The organism is Vibrio sp. 10N.261.52.C2 (genome assembly GCF_041471425.1).
GTDB lineage: Bacteria > Pseudomonadota > Gammaproteobacteria > Enterobacterales > Vibrionaceae > Vibrio > Vibrio crassostreae_C.
In genome coordinates this window covers 17,511-32,348 of the sequence record NZ_JBFROH010000045.1, presented here as the reverse complement: position 1 = coordinate 32,348, position 14,838 = coordinate 17,511, and the positions used below count along the sequence as shown (strand labels likewise).

At 45.4% G+C, this 14,838-nt stretch carries 10 protein-coding genes and 1 pseudogene; 4 read left to right on the top strand and 7 right to left on the bottom strand.

Annotated elements, in window-relative coordinates; genetic code table 11:
• Window positions 1-8: 8 nt before the first annotated feature.
• The 3 genes from AB4307_RS17040 to xsc all read right to left on the bottom strand — a co-directional run bounded on the left by AB4307_RS17040 (window position 9) and on the right by xsc (window position 3,697).
• Window positions 9-446, bottom strand: a complete 438-nt coding sequence (locus AB4307_RS17040; RefSeq protein ID WP_017064287.1) for a nuclear transport factor 2 family protein — start codon at window positions 444-446, stop codon at window positions 9-11.
• A 264-nt stretch (window positions 447-710) separates the two neighbouring features.
• On the bottom strand, window positions 711-1,526 hold the full coding sequence (locus AB4307_RS17035; RefSeq protein ID WP_372132707.1) for an FRG domain-containing protein: 816 nt from the start codon (window positions 1,524-1,526) through the stop codon (window positions 711-713).
• A gap of 359 nt (window positions 1,527-1,885) precedes the next feature.
• On the bottom strand, window positions 1,886-3,697 hold the full coding sequence (xsc, locus tag AB4307_RS17030) for a sulfoacetaldehyde acetyltransferase (RefSeq protein ID WP_372132704.1): 1,812 nt from the start codon (window positions 3,695-3,697) through the stop codon (window positions 1,886-1,888).
• A gap of 262 nt (window positions 3,698-3,959) precedes the next feature.
• Between xsc and AB4307_RS17025 the strand changes: the two genes are divergently transcribed.
• Together AB4307_RS17025 and AB4307_RS17020 are read left to right on the top strand one after the other, a co-directional pair.
• Complete coding sequence (locus AB4307_RS17025) at window positions 3,960-4,943, top strand: AAA family ATPase (RefSeq protein ID WP_048614697.1); 984 nt, start codon at window positions 3,960-3,962, stop codon at window positions 4,941-4,943.
• 3 nt (window positions 4,944-4,946) lie between these two features.
• Window positions 4,947-6,665 (top strand): annotated as a pseudogene (locus AB4307_RS17020) (cobaltochelatase CobT-related protein).
• Between the two features lie 84 nt (window positions 6,666-6,749).
• Here the strand turns inward: AB4307_RS17020 and AB4307_RS17015 are convergent.
• Both AB4307_RS17015 and pta read right to left on the bottom strand, forming a co-directional pair.
• Complete coding sequence (locus AB4307_RS17015; protein ID WP_372132701.1) at window positions 6,750-7,514, bottom strand: TSUP family transporter; 765 nt, start codon at window positions 7,512-7,514, stop codon at window positions 6,750-6,752.
• 71 nt (window positions 7,515-7,585) lie between these two features.
• Entirely contained in the window at window positions 7,586-8,659 is a 1,074-nt protein-coding gene (pta, locus tag AB4307_RS17010) for a phosphate acetyltransferase (protein ID WP_372132698.1), read from the bottom strand.
• A 154-nt stretch (window positions 8,660-8,813) separates the two neighbouring features.
• On the opposite strand from pta, the gene AB4307_RS17005 reads away from it, so the two are divergent.
• Both AB4307_RS17005 and AB4307_RS17000 read left to right on the top strand, forming a co-directional pair.
• Window positions 8,814-9,602, top strand: coding sequence for an IclR family transcriptional regulator (locus AB4307_RS17005; protein WP_017065657.1), 789 nt, complete (start codon window positions 8,814-8,816; stop codon window positions 9,600-9,602).
• A 230-nt stretch (window positions 9,603-9,832) separates the two neighbouring features.
• Window positions 9,833-11,260, top strand: a complete 1,428-nt coding sequence (locus AB4307_RS17000) for an NAD-dependent succinate-semialdehyde dehydrogenase (protein WP_372132695.1) — start codon at window positions 9,833-9,835, stop codon at window positions 11,258-11,260.
• Between the two features lie 210 nt (window positions 11,261-11,470).
• Here the strand turns inward: AB4307_RS17000 and AB4307_RS16995 are convergent, their stop codons facing one another.
• Both AB4307_RS16995 and AB4307_RS16990 read right to left on the bottom strand, forming a co-directional pair.
• Window positions 11,471-13,654, bottom strand: a complete 2,184-nt coding sequence (locus AB4307_RS16995) for a malate synthase G (RefSeq protein WP_372132692.1) — start codon at window positions 13,652-13,654, stop codon at window positions 11,471-11,473.
• A gap of 174 nt (window positions 13,655-13,828) precedes the next feature.
• Window positions 13,829-14,782 (bottom strand): LysR family transcriptional regulator, encoded by a 954-nt coding sequence (locus AB4307_RS16990; protein WP_012600244.1) that lies wholly within the window; start codon window positions 14,780-14,782, stop codon window positions 13,829-13,831.
• Window positions 14,783-14,838 lie beyond the last annotated feature (56 nt).

Sequence of the window (14,838 nt, the reverse complement as noted above, 5' to 3'; positions counted from 1 at the left end):
TTTCGTGTCTAGCTCTTGGGAGTGTTGTTAGGAGTCAAAAGAGGTCGTGTTTTACGGAAGGCATTTTTTACGCTGATTTTTCCATCTTTCAGGGTAAACACATCAACCATACGAGCTTCGATGACGGTGCCATCTGGGTTAGTCGCAGAGAACGTTGATTCGCTTACCGCGCGGTCTCCACACACAAAGTGGACAGGATCACTCCAGGCTGCATCTGGAAAGTTCTGCCAAACCAATTCAAAGCTATTGCGAACGGCTTCGTACCCTTCGATAGTGTTTCCAAGTTCGCCTTCTCCTGCCACGGTGTGGAAGACACAGTCTTCGGTCATAAACGACATTAGCGCTTCAATATCATGGTTATTCCATGCATCACTAAAAGACTGTAAAAAGGCGGTGTCGACTTGGTTTTCCAGCACGAATGTCGCTGCATTGGTTTGCATATTCATATTCCAGAATCCTTTATGTTTTCGTTATTGGTTTAAATTTCAGTAGCTTTGCGCCACTTTTTTATTAGAGTGTTTAAACTAGATCTGTAAAAATTTAACAACTTGATAACAAGATTCATCACTCTAACTTCGAGTTACTTTATAAACAATCTTTAAGCTCACAGATTTCATCTTTTTATAAATTAATTGGTGTTCTAATTTTATTTATCTCGTAATCACTAGATCTATATGAGCTCTAAATAAAATCAGTAGAAATATTAGACTTTAGTCGAAATCAAAATCTTGATGGTACTTTCGGCCATACTGCTCAAGCTGGCGATCATGAGTATTCACTTGTAATTCAATATTACCCTCACCTTTATTTATGACTTGGTTGTTATCTGCATGTGCTTCGTTTTTTAAATCCGTTAGTTTCTCTTCGACATACTCTGTCGGTTCATTTAAAACATTCATGGATATTAACTCCTTTATCAGGTTTACTTTCACTGATGGAAGAATATGAACGGACACTAGACCGTTTGAATACTCTTTCTCATCATACAAAGGCTGAATGGCATCATTGCCACCTTCCTTAAATGGGTGAATGGAATACCACTTCTCCTTGCGTGGCTCTTGCTGATCGCAGTCCGCCACATTAAATATCTGAGTTTTGTTGAGATCACACGGCGAGCTAAAAACACTAACATTTTGATAATCAATAGCTTTTATAATATTGATACAGTCTTTACTTTGGCTATGACACACAGACCACAACGCATTGACCAGGTTATCTGTCCACTCAAGTAAACGGGTAGGAAACCCCTGTTTCTTGGCTAAACACATCAATAACCAATCGTTTATCTCGTGTGCACTCAACGAATGCCCGCCATAAACTCTCACGGTCGAGAGAATCTCTTGTTCGACACGGCGAATATTCTTTCGATTTGAGCGACCTAAGCTTGGCATCAGATTACTGTTTTCATAATCACACACGTTATAAATTAAACCACGATACCCACTACATTCAGCAATTAGCGAATCGATTATTTCATACAGTTCTTCTATTGAACTTATATAACGTTTATTTTTCACAACATGCATGTAATAGGTCACTTAATTTAAATTCGGTACAATCCAAGCATCAACATTTACGATTATAAAATTAACATCGTCAGCTATAACTTCCCAAAATAATAATAGGTATACATCTTCGTCAAAGAACTATTTTTGGATCCATTAGTTAAGGATCGATTAATAATAACGAGTGACAAAGTGTATATATCTAAAACCACTTATATACTTATGAGCCATTTAATTAGTGTTCTAATGTTTAACTAGAGATTATTGAACTAAGCGTTTATGTTCTTCACCTAAGCACTTGCCAATACCCGTTAATATTACCCGACCATGCGCTCGATAACCTTCTCGATGATGCGCTGGCCGGGCAAACTTCCTATGACTTATACGTAATCTTTGTATTTATCTAGGAAACGAACCGGTGTTGATAGTGCATCTCGGCGGAACGGGTCGCCCAACTCCTGAGTACACATGATTTCAATGATGGTTGTTTTGCCTTCGTTCATCTGCATGTCGATGGCTTTTTGCAAGGTTGGACCTACATCTTCTAGCTTATCAACCGTGATACCTTCAGCGCCCATTGCTCGTGCGATTTCAGCAAAGCTTTGGTTATCTAGCTCACCGGCAACAAAGCGTCGGTTGTAGAAGTCGACTTGGTTCTTCTTCTCTGCACCCCATTGACGGTTGTGGAATACCACGGCTGTCACTGGAATGTTATGACGAACACATGTCATGGTTTCCATCAGGCTCATGCCCCACGCACCGTCGCCTGCATAAGAGATAGCTGGGCGATGAGGTGCTGCTGCTTTCGCGCCAATGATGGTCGGGAACGCGTAACCACAGTTACCAAAACTCATTGCCGCAAAGAAACTACGTGGTTTTTCAAAGCGTAAGTAGCTGTTTGCCACCGAGTTGATGTTACCGATATCGGTTGAGACCATTACGTCTTCTGGCATCGCTTTTTCTAGCTCACGCAATACTTGGCGCGGGTGAAGGTATTCACCACCAGAGAACGGAGTCTCGTGTGAGTTTTCCTCAATCATATCTAAGCTGAACGAGTCACGTTCGTGTGTCCACTCATCAAGCTCTTTTTCCCAAAGTGCTTTCTCTGTTGCGACCGTGTCTTGACGAGCGCCTTTATTGTCATCACACAACAATGCACGGCCTTCCAATCTTTCAGATAGAGCAACCGCAGCTGCTTTCGCATCACCACAGATACCAACTGAAATCTTCTTAACCAGACCTAGCATCTTGTTGTCGGCATCAATCTGAATGATTTTCGCGTTCTTCGGCCAGTAGTCCATACCATGTTGAGGCAACGTACCAAATGGACCAAGGCGTGTACCCAAAGCGATAACCACATCCGCTTGAGCCATCAACTTCATTGCTGCTTTCGAACCTTGGTAGCCTAAAGGACCACACCATAATGGGTGACTAGCAGGGAACGAGTCATTGTGCAGGTAGCTGTTCACTACGGGTGCGCCTAATCTTTCTGCTAATGCCGCACACTCTTGAACGGCATCAGCCATTACCACGCCGCCACCAGAAATGATGACTGGGAATTTCGCTTCAGCAATCAAGTCTGCCGCTTCGTTCAGAGATTTTTCACCACCTGGGCCACGGTCTAAACGTGCTGGTTGAGGGATCTCAGTTTGAGTCTCACCGTAAAAGTAATCACGTGGAATATTAAGTTGAGTAGGCCCCATTTCACTCATCGCACGGTCGAAGCATCGACCTGTGAATTCCGCCATACGATCTGGGTGCGTTACGTGTCCTTGATACTTAGTAAACTCTTGGAACATTGGAAGCTGGTTACATTCTTGGAAACCACCTAAGCCCATTGTTTTAGTGCCTGTCTCTGGCGTCACAATGACGACCGGGCTATGTGCCCAGAACGCAGCTGCAATTGCTGTTACACAGTTACTGATACCTGGGCCATTCTGCCCGATAACCACACCGTGGCGACCAGATACACGAGAGTAACCATCTGCCATGTGGGCAGCGCCTTGCTCGTGTACTACTGGGACCAATCGAATGCCAGCAGGAGCAAAGATATCCATTGCGTCCATAAATGCTGACCCCATGATGCCGAACATGTCGGTAACATCATTAGCAACCATAGTTTCAACGAACGCTTCTGATGGTGTCATTGTTACTGTGCCGGAAACAACCGTACGTTTTTCTTGCTCGCTCATTCTTCCATTCTCCTTGAGTTAATCAAAATTTCATTTTTCGGAATGAATTGTCTCTTTTTCGAATTCAATTTCACCTTAGTAGTAGAATTTTTGCGCGTCAACTTTTTATATTAAATTGGAACAATTCATTCTAATTAATAAAACTAGATCACATTATTGGTAGTTTTTCGTACAAAAAGTGCCGTTAACTTAGGTTGAGCTGTTAATAATCGACGACATAGCGCAATAGCTGCGACAAGTAATGGGTTATATAGAGGGAAGAATGATGAAAGAGTCGGAATTGATACCAACGCGACAAGTAAGTGTAAGAGAGTGCTTTGGCATCGACAGCAACCTAACGGTGATGGCGTTTGAACATGCGGGAGAGTATGTGCCAAAAATCGATCCTAACTACTGTTTTGATCCTGAAGTGACGCTGGCCATATTGGCGGGGTTCACTTCCAATCGTCGCACCTTGATACAAGGTACGCACGGGACGGGCAAGTCTTCTCACATTGAACAAATTGCCGCGAGATTGAACTGGCCATGCTTGAGGATCAACCTAGATGGGCACTTAAGCCGATTGGATTTCATTGGCAAAGATAGCATCGTCATTAAAGATGGAATGCAGGTGACAGAGTTTAAGGAAGGCATTCTTCCACAAAGTATCCAGCAACCCATCGCATTGGTATTGGACGAATACGACGCGGGTCGACCTGATGTGATGTTTGTGATTCAGCAACTCTTAGAGCAAGACGGCAAATACACTTCTCTCGAGCAAAACCGCGTGATCACTCCCCACCCTTCTTTCCGCCTGTTTGCTACGTGCAACACGCTTGGCTTGGGTAATTTTTCAGGTTTGTATTCGGGTACTCAAGTGCTTAACCACAGTCAGTTAGATAGATGGAACATCATCGCTACGCTCAACTATTTAGACCCACAACATGAAACCAAGATAGTGTTATCCAAACTTCCAGAGCTGAATAATGAAAGTGGCCAGCAGTTAGTAGAGAAAATGATCGCGACCGCAGGGTTAACGCGTAACGGGTTTCGGGCTGGCGACCTTTCGACTGTGATGTCTCCGCGTACAGTGCTCACTTGGGCTGAAAACATCCAAATATTCGACGATGTAGCGACGGCATTTAGGCTTTCATTCTTAAATCGCTGCGAAGACGAAGAGAAAGAACTGGTTAGCGAATACTATTTCCGTTGCTTTGGTGAAGCCTTGGAAGCGCATACTCAAAATTATTCGCACTCGGAGTCGTAAACCATGGCCAATATTTCTTCTCAGCAGAAAAAGATCCTCGATATTGGTGTGTCTGTCGCCAGAGCAATCAGTGGTGAACTCGATCTGAACTATCGGGGAGAACGACTCTATAAAGGCAATAAGCCCTGTTATTAACAGTCTGCCCACACCAACGATCTCACCTTTGTATCTCGCCACGAGCTGAAAAACAGTAAGCTTTCGATGCAAGGCAAGATCGATTCATCGGCATTACGACTCTTGCTTTCAGATGCTGATCTTCACTACTCATTGCGACCGAAAAACGAGGTCGAACGTCTGTTATATGACTTCTGCGAGCAGGTGCGAATTGAATCGCAAGTTCCATCTTATCTAAAAGGCGTTACCACCAGCATTCAGTTCAACTTTGCGTATTGGAGCGACCAATATCATCAGAATGGCTTCACCGAATCACGAATAAGCATGTTGCTGTTTACACTAATGCAAGTCATCCACACACGCTTAACCGGTGTTCCGGTTTCGGAACCCATTGCTGAGACCATTGAATCGACTCGCGCCGGCATCGTGCCTACTTTTGGGCATAGCCTGAAGCGCTTAAAACAACATAGAACCGACCAACAACAGTTTGCACACTGCGCCAACGAGTTGGCAGCCCTTGCACAAGAGCTCATCGACCAAGAGCAAGAGAGCGATAGCTCGGCTACGCCAACCATTGAAGAAGACATAAAAATCCTTGCGCAGCTTGCCCTTATCGTTGATGGAGACATTCAAGATCAAGACGTCGATACTGACATCACGGGCAGTAGCAAGGTCTTCGAGCTTTCGGGCGCGAATTATCAGGTCTTTAATTCAGAATTTGATCAAGTCATCGCCGCAGACAAACTCGTCAGGCGCGCCCTATTACTCGAACTGAGACAGAAACTCACCGATGACATCATGGCGAGACAAGTAAACACTCGCCGTTTGGCCGCTATGCTCACTAGCTTTGTTGCCACGCCACAGAGGAACCGACGTCAGGACCATTTAGAAGAAGGCATTGTTAACGCCACCACCATCACCAAGCTCGTCACGTCGCCATTGGATCGCACTGTCTTTTATCAACCTGATATCGGTGCATCTCATCAATGTGCCATCACGTTTTTGATGGACTGCTCAGGCTCAATGCAAAAGCACAGTCACAAGCTAAGTCTGCTGATGGACACCATTCTCAAATCCGTTGGATTGGCTGATATCCCATTTGAGATCATTGGCTTCACTACCAACAACTGGAACGGTGGCAAGGTCTATCGACAGTGGCTTAAACAAAGCCAACCAAAGCACCCAGGCCGCTTGAACGAAGTTCGGCACATCGTGTTTAAGGATTTTGATACGCATTGGAGACGATCTCGCCTTGGCATTGCGAGTCTTCGTAAAGCAGATGTCTTTAAAGAAGGGATTGATGGCGAAGCGGTGCAGTTCGCTAGCCAGCGGTTGCAACAGCACACTGCTCAACGAAAGGTTTTGATCGTGTTCTCAGACGGCTGCCCAATGGATACCGCCACCAGCACCGCCAACGATCAGTTCTATTTGGATAACCACCTCAAACAAGTGATTGAACGTGAGTCGACCAAAAACGGAATTGAGATTCATGGCGTGGGGATGGGAGTGGATTTGAGCCCATATTACCGCAACAACATTACCTTGGACGTACAAGAGAGCTGCTTGTTCGGGCTATGTAGGAACATCTTTGAGATGCTAAAGCGCTGACGTGTCAGTGAGGAGGGTGTCATCAAGCATTAAACGAGAATCAAGCCCTCCTCCTTCAAAGATAATTTTGATAAAGAAAACGTTCTAAGCCAAAAACAACGACCATACAGAGACCGCCATCAAGTACCCACCAATCAACATCAACACAATAAACACTAACTTTCTGAGTTGATCATTAGACAACGGCGGTGGGAAACGTCGAGCAAACATCGTGACAAGCGCCACCAAGGGAACAGCAATAGCAGATAACCACAGTATGCTCTGTTCCATGTCGCCTGCAGCGTAGACATTGACAGTACGCGACATCGACGTACAAGCGAAAACCATCAGCAGTGTGCTTCGCACCAGATCGAGAGAAAAAGGTTGCCGATAGAGATGATAAACAATCGGTGGACCTGCCATCCCAAACAACCCACCCGCTAACCCAGAGCTAAAGCCTGAGACAAGGAAAGATACGGTTGCCGAGCGGACCGTTCTAGTTTTAGGTTTAAACATAAAGCTCAAACCAGCGAACAACACCATGGCACCCAATAGCCCTCGTAGGATTTGGGTTGCCGACTCGCTCAACGCGTCCAGCAAGTACACGCCCATCGATACGCCGGGAATAATACCGATGACTAACACCACCAGAATCTTGAGTTCCCCAAGCAGTGGCTTACCCATCAACGCCACCAAGCAATTGAACAAGGTCACAATACTCACCACCGCGGCAATAACATTTAGGGAAACAAGATTAAGGCTGACCGTTAGCCCAATCACAATGATACCGAGACCAAATCCAGTGACAGTTTGGAAATAAGTACCTACCGCAATGGTGGCAAGAATGGCGAGTAAAACAGGTAACTCCATTAGCTATCCTAATTAGGTTATTTGGGGGTAAATATGAGTGCAAGATTCCGCATTAGTTTAAGCAACGAGTGTTAATACCGGAATTCAAACTCCGACTCTTCTCTTTCTTCAACATCAGCTTCAGAGTCAGCCTTAGAGTCAGATGCTTTCCCTTGCTGCGCTTGTACCGCGGTAACGGCAATGACATTAAAGATATCTTCGGCACTACAGCCTCTGGACAAGTCATTCGCTGGTTGATTCAGCCCTTGCAGCAACGGGCCAATCGCAACTGCCCCACCTAATCTTTCCGCAAGCTTATAACCAATATTACCGGCTTCTAAATTGGGGAATATCAATACGTTCGATTGACCTTTCACCTCTGAATCTGGCAGCTTTTTTGCGGCAATCTCAGTCACAATCGCGGCATCGAGTTGAACATCCTGATCGACGGCGATTCCGGGACAACGTTGTTTCACGAGTTGAGCCGCATTACGAACCTTATCGACCGATTCGTGCTTGGCACTGCCGTTGGTAGAAAACGACAGCATCGCTACTTTAGGCTCTTCCATCAGTAGCGTCTGAGCACTGTTTGATGCGGCCACAGCAATCGATGCCAACTCGGTTTCATTGGGGTTAATCACCAAACCACAATCACTGAAAATCATGCCGCCTTTAAGATTATGGAAAGGCTCACACAGCATCATCAAGAAGAAACTGGACACCAATTCGCTGTCCGGTGCAGGGCCGATAATCTGCAGCGCGGCTCGCACCACATCAGAAGTGGTATAAACCGCACCATTAACCGTGCCGTCGACCAGCCCTTCCCTTACCATCAAATTGGCAAAAACAAGTGGATCTTGAACCAGCTCTAGAGCGTCATCATAAGTCATGCCTTTGGCTTTTCTTAATGTATACAGCCGCTCAGCGAGCACCTCTTTGAGTGACGACGCCTGAGGAGAAACAATATGAATGCCAGCCAGGTTAATGTGATGCAGTTCTGCAGCAGCGATGATCGCCGATTCATCGCCCACGAGTGTGATGTGAGCGAGCTGTTTGTCGATTGCCATTCTTGCAGCAGCTAGCACTCGCGGGTCCTCCGCTTCACTCAAAACAACACGCTTACGATCTAAATGAGCTTTATCAATAATCCGTTCAATCGCCTTCATCTTTAAATTCCATTTATTGAGATTAATTGTTCCATAATTTACATTTATATTATTGGAATAATAAAAAAGATCAAATTTTATTCAGATAATTGAAGAATAATGATTTGGTATGTACACTCTTAGGCATAGACATATCGCAAGGATGAATCACTGTATGCAAACAGAAACACCGCAAGTTCAAGGGGATACACCGACCCTCCGACTTTTTGCACTATTAGAGGTGATAGCGCAAAAAGACGAGTTTATTTCTCTTCAAGGTTTAGTCGAAGAGACCGGATTACCAAAACCCACGCTGCACCGAATGCTTCAGCAATTAGAAGCCGCGGGCATCATTCAAAGAGATGGCGACGAAAAGCACTACAGCTCAGGCATTCGACTAAGAAAACTTGCCGAAAACCTACTTTTGAATAGCACCATGCACAGCGCGCGACGCACCATCCTTGAAAATCTAAGAGCAGAAGTCGGTGAGAGTTGTAACCTGACGGCTCTTTCAAGTGGTGAAATCATCTATCTCGATCGTGCCGAAACTGAAGCTCCCCTTCGCTTTCACCTGCACCCCGGCTCTCGCGTTCCCGTGCACTGCTCGGCTACTGGAAAACTGTTTTTAGCTCATATGTCTAAGTCGCAGCGCAGAAGACTGATTGAAAACGTGCCGCTGACTCAATACACAGTAAACACGATTACCGACTATTCGACTCTAGAGAAAGACATTGAAGAAGCGAAAATCCAAGGTTTTGCTATTGATGACGAAGAGTTTTTACCAGGCTTAGTCTGTATCGCAGTGCTGATCCCATCACCAACAGGTCAATCAAACCTAGGCCTAGCGATACAAGCGCCTGTGATTCGAGTGAAACCGGATGAAGCAATAAAATTCTTGCCCGCACTTCAAAAAGCAGCAAAAGCGCTGGCGAAAATCGAAGCTGATAATTGGAGTCAGCAGTAAACACTTTCTTAGAGAATTTCGAAGTCCATGACTTAGCTGATCATGGATTTCGAAAAACCTACTTTGATAGACATGATTTGGTAAACAATGCTTGCGCAAACAAGGGCTTCAAAACTATCGAATTAACGACCACAATCTGCGACTAATCAACATTTGGTCGAAGTGATCTGAACACTCGCCAACCCGCACATCAGCAACACGTCTAAAGTAATCACGACAAAGGAATCACGATGCTAAACATTGATAACCAGCACTTACTCTCTTTTATGGTGACAGAAGCGAACAACGCAGTTGCAGTCACAAACCCAGCAACGGGTGAACTCATCGGGCACGCACCGATATCATCAGAAACAGAGCTAGCGAGCGCGATTGAACGAGCTCATGTAGCGCAGAAAGAGTGGGCAAAAATTCCTGCTAAATCTCGTGCAGCACTGCTTCATCGCTGGCACCAGTTGATCCTCGAAAACAAGAATGACCTTGCTCGAATCATGACGATTGAACAAGGTAAACCGTTAGCCGAAGCGGCAGGCGAAGTGGTGTATGGCGCGAGCTTCATTGAGTGGTTTGCAGAAGAAGCAAAGCGCACTTATGGTGATTCCATTCCTAGCACAGTCGCAGGCAAACGTTTGGTGACCATCAAGCAACCGATCGGAGTGGCGAGCGCGATTACGCCATGGAACTTCCCTATTGCAATGATCACTCGTAAAGCGGCTCCTGCCTTAGCTGCGGGTTGTAGCTTTGTCGTGAAACCTTCGGATGAGACACCGCTTTCCGCGTTTGCTGTGGTTGAACTGGCTTATCAAGCGGGTATCCCTAAAGATCTACTTCAAGTGGTGCTTGGTGAAAGCCCTGAACAAGTGGGCAACCTATTCACTTCGCATCCGCTTATCAAAAAAATCTCTTTCACTGGGTCGACCCGTGTGGGCAGTATTTTGATGGCTCAAGCAGCAAAAGGCATCAAACGCACCTCAATGGAACTTGGCGGTAACGCACCATTTATTGTGTTTGACGATGCCGACATCGATGCAGCCGTTCAAGGGGCAATGGCGTCGAAGTTCCGTAATGCAGGTCAAACATGTGTCTGTGCAAACCGATTCTACGTTCACAGTAAAGTGTACGATGAGTTTGTGGCTAAATTCGATCAAGCGGTTCAGCAGCTTAAGATTGGTAACGGCTTAGATGAAGGTGTCACGATTGGCCCTGTTGTCAGCCTGAACGCAAAGAACAACATCCAAGCTTTGGTAAACCGAGCGATTGAACAAGGTGCCACGCCTGTCACGCCAACTCAGGAACTTAATGGGCTTTTCATTCAACCTGTTGTTCTTAAAGATGTAAAACACAGCATGGACATCGTTCAACAAGAGATCTTTGGCCCAGTCGCGCCCGTGATGAAATTCGACACGGACGAAGAGCTTATCGAGATGGCCAACGATACGATTTATGGTTTGGCGTCTTACTTCTACAGTCAGAACATCCACCGAGTGTGGAACATTGCAGAAGCGCTTGAGTACGGTATGGTCGGCATTAATGATGGTCTAATCTCAACCGAAGTCGCGCCTTTCGGTGGTGTGAAACAATCAGGTATTGGCCGTGAAGGTGCGAAAGAAGGCATCGATGAGTACATGGACATTAAGTATCTTTGCTTTGGCGGAAAATAAGGTTGGTAGTAACTAAGTTCTGGCAGTGATTAGGGCTCGGAAATAATTAAGTCTTAGTGAGCACTAACCTGCCCCATTCTCCCCCCTTCCCACCACAAAAATGAATCAAAAAAAAGCCGCGCTATAAAAGCGCGGCACCTTGGGCTCGGTTAAAGGGGGTTTCTTTTTTTAGTATTTTACATTCTCTGTTTTTGTTATTCGGTTGCTTCACTATCCCTGCGCTTTCAGTTTTAGACGCATCGCGTGCAGCACTGGCTCGGTGTAACCGCTCGGCTGAGCACAGCCTTCGAATACCAACTGACACGCCGCTGAAAATGCAATGCTGTTTTCAAAATCAGGCGCCATGTTACGGTAACTCGGGTCGCCAGCGTTTTGCTCATCCACCACTGCGGCCATACGCTTCATGGTTTTCATTACCTGAGCTTCCTCGCAAATGCCGTGACGTAACCAGTTCGCAATATGCTGGCTTGAAATACGCAGCGTCGCTCGGTCTTCCATTAACCCTACATCGTTAATATCAGGTACCTTCGAACAACCAACGCCTTGGTCAATCCAACGAACCACATAACCCAAAATACCTTGGGTGTTGTTATCCAGTTCACTTTGAATATCTTGCGCGGTAAGCTTTTGATCGCCCAGTAACGGGATAGTAAGAATATCATCGACATTGGCTCTCACTCGCTCACGAAGCTCTTTCTGACGGCTTGGTACACTCACCTTATGATAGTGCAGCGCGTGCAAAGTCGCGGCGGTTGGAGAAGGAACCCAAGCGGTATTGGCACCCGCTTGTGGATGTCCGATTTTCGCGTCCATCATCTTCGCCATATTATCCGGCTCTGGCCACATACCTTTACCAATCTGGGCTTTACCTTGCAGGCCACAAGCTAAGCCAAGATCAACGTTTTGATCTTCGTATGCGCCAATCCAAGTCATGGTTTTCAGCTGTGTTTTAGGAGCAAAAGGCCCCGCTTCCATACTGGTGTGAATCTCATCACCCGTTCGGTCTAAGAAACCTGTGTTGATAAACACAACACGATCTTTAGCTGCACGAATACATTCTTTAAGGTTAACCGAAGTACGACGCTCTTCGTCCATGATGCCGACTTTTATCGTGAATCGATCTAGCCCTAATGCATCTTCAATACGGCCAAACAATTCATTAGTAAAGGCGACTTCTTCAGGGCCATGCATCTTAGGTTTTACGATGTTGATACTGTTCGCAGTCGAGTTTTGGTACGCGCTGTTGCCTTTTAAATCATGCATCGCAATTAACGAAGTGATCATGCCATCCATAATGCCTTCAGGCACTTCATTACCTTCGGCATCAATAATCGCAGGGTTAGTCATCAAGTGGCCGACATTACGGATGAACAACATGCTGCGGCCTTTTAGTGAAATCTCACCACCCGTCACGCTGGTGTATTGGCGATCGGGATTAAGGTTACGAACAATAGTTTTGCCGTTTTTCTCTAGTAATTCTTGCAGATCACCTTTCATCAAGCCTAACCAGTTACGGTAAGCCAATGCTTTGTCTTCACCATCAACTGCAGCAACCGAGTCTTCGCAATCCATAATGGTTGTTAGGGCAGCTTCGACCAACACATCTTTAATACCCGCCACATCAACGCTACCAATCGGTGCGCTTGGGTCAATTTGAATTTCGATGTGCAGATTATTGTGTTTAAGAAGAATGCACGAAGGGGAACTTGCGTCACCTTGATAGCCAATGAACTGGTCGCTATCAATGAGAGTGACTTCTTCGCCGTTATCGAGTGTCGCTATGAGCTTATTGCCGATGCTAGCGTTACTGATGCTGTATTTGGTCACGTCTTTATGAGAGACACCGTTTAATGGCGCTGCATCATCAAGGAACTCACGAGCATAAGTCACTACTTTAGCGCCACGAGCAGGGTTAAAGCTTCCGCCCTTTTCCGCGCCATCACTTTCACTGATCACGTCCGTTCCGTAGAGCGCATCATATAGACTGCCCCAACGCGCATTGGCTGCGTTAAGTGCAAAGCGTGCGTTCATGATTGGCACCACAAGCTGCGGCCCTGCTTGTGTTGCGATCTCAGGTTCTACGCTGGCTGTCGTCACTTGAAAGTCATCGCCTTCAGGAACCAAATAACCGATCTGCTGTAAGAACTGTTTGTACTCTACAGGATCTAGCGTTTGCCCGGCACGCTCTTGGTGCCAAACGTCAATTTGATGTTGAAGATCTTCACGCTTGATAAGCAATGCGCGATTTTTTGGCGCCAAATCTTCAAGAATGGTTGCAAATGATTGCCAAAAGTCTTCAGCGACAATGCCTGTTCCAGGAATCACCTGCTCATTAATTAATTGGTAGAGGGTGCTATCAATGTTCAAGCTTCCCTGTTGAATACGACTGCTCATAAAATCTCTCTCAAACTAATTGATGGCTACTCAATAAATTTTCGTGACTAGCTCAAATTTACGTTACTAGCTTAAATTTACTTTACTGACTTAAACTTACTTAACGGACATGAATTTAGCTAATTTATGCCGGTTATATTGGATATTCATATAAAAAATACCCTACAAACTATGTTATTCCGTCACTCCACTCTCGATTTCGTTAGCGACACTTTTAATCAAACGACGCATCCACTGATGGTCTGGATTGGTTTGTAACAATGGACTCCACGCCATCTTCACCTCAAAGGGTTCAATCGCAAATGGCGCAGGCTTGATCAACAATCTAGGGTTATTGCGCTGCAGTTGAGCTGCTTTGGTAGGAATAGTCAGGATAAGGTTCTTCTGCTGAGCGAAGAGAATCGCCGACAAATAGTGTCGCGTAAACACCGTGATGTTACGGGTTTTACCAATGCGCATTAATGCCTCATCTATCCAACCAAGCTTTTGTGCTTCGCTTGGGTTGATCCCCACTCCCGTTCCCATACCTGTCTTACTTACCCAAATATGTTGCGCCTTTAGATAAGACAAAATATCGAAGTTGTCGGCTATCGGGTTGTCACAACTAAATAGACAAGAAAACCCGTCGTGCCAAAGGCTCATCTGGTGAAAAGACTGAGGAATATCGTCAAATCGGTTGATAATTATATCAACGGTACCTTGCTCTACATCCTGATAACTCACGTCACTTGGCGTCATGATATCCAGTCGTATTTTCGGTGCGATCTCACTTAACCTTTTAAGAAGAGGTTGAATAATGGTCGACTCTGCATAGTCACTCGCCATGATACGAAACACGCGTTCGCTGTCTTCTGCATTAAACTCTGTGGTCGGCTGCAGTGTCTTCTCTACATTCGCCAAGATGTTTCGAATCAGTGGCTGCAACTTATGCGCGCGCTCGGTCGGTATCATACCTTCACTTGTTCTCACTAATAGTGGATCTTCAAACAGATCACGCAATCGGCGAAGGCCATTACTCATGGCTGGCTGAGTAATACCCAATTGATTTGCAGCTCGTGTAACGTTTCTTTCACGTAGCAACATGTCTAAATACACAAGTAAATTAAGGTCTATACGAGCAATATTCATAAGAAAAATACCGAATATAATAACTATAAATTAACAAAATTATCACATACATGATT

Excerpts from the sequence above, each read along its gene's own strand:
- pta (WP_372132698.1), bottom strand. The coding sequence starts at position 8,659 with ATGAAGGCGATTGAACGGATTATTGATAAAGCTCATTTAGATCGTAAG.
- xsc (WP_372132704.1), bottom strand. The coding sequence starts at position 3,697 with ATGAGCGAGCAAGAAAAACGTACGGTTGTTTCCGGCACAGTAACAATG.
- AB4307_RS16995 (WP_372132692.1), bottom strand. The coding sequence starts at position 13,654 with ATGAGCAGTCGTATTCAACAGGGAAGCTTGAACATTGATAGCACCCTC.
- AB4307_RS17000 (WP_372132695.1), top strand. The coding sequence starts at position 9,833 with ATGCTAAACATTGATAACCAGCACTTACTCTCTTTTATGGTGACAGAA.
- AB4307_RS17015 (WP_372132701.1), bottom strand. The coding sequence starts at position 7,514 with ATGGAGTTACCTGTTTTACTCGCCATTCTTGCCACCATTGCGGTAGGT.
- AB4307_RS17040 (WP_017064287.1), bottom strand. The coding sequence starts at position 446 with ATGAATATGCAAACCAATGCAGCGACATTCGTGCTGGAAAACCAAGTC.
- AB4307_RS17035 (WP_372132707.1), bottom strand. The coding sequence starts at position 1,526 with ATGCATGTTGTGAAAAATAAACGTTATATAAGTTCAATAGAAGAACTG.
- AB4307_RS17005 (WP_017065657.1), top strand. The coding sequence starts at position 8,814 with ATGCAAACAGAAACACCGCAAGTTCAAGGGGATACACCGACCCTCCGA.
- AB4307_RS16990 (WP_012600244.1), bottom strand. The coding sequence starts at position 14,782 with ATGAATATTGCTCGTATAGACCTTAATTTACTTGTGTATTTAGACATG.
- AB4307_RS17025 (WP_048614697.1), top strand. The coding sequence starts at position 3,960 with ATGATGAAAGAGTCGGAATTGATACCAACGCGACAAGTAAGTGTAAGA.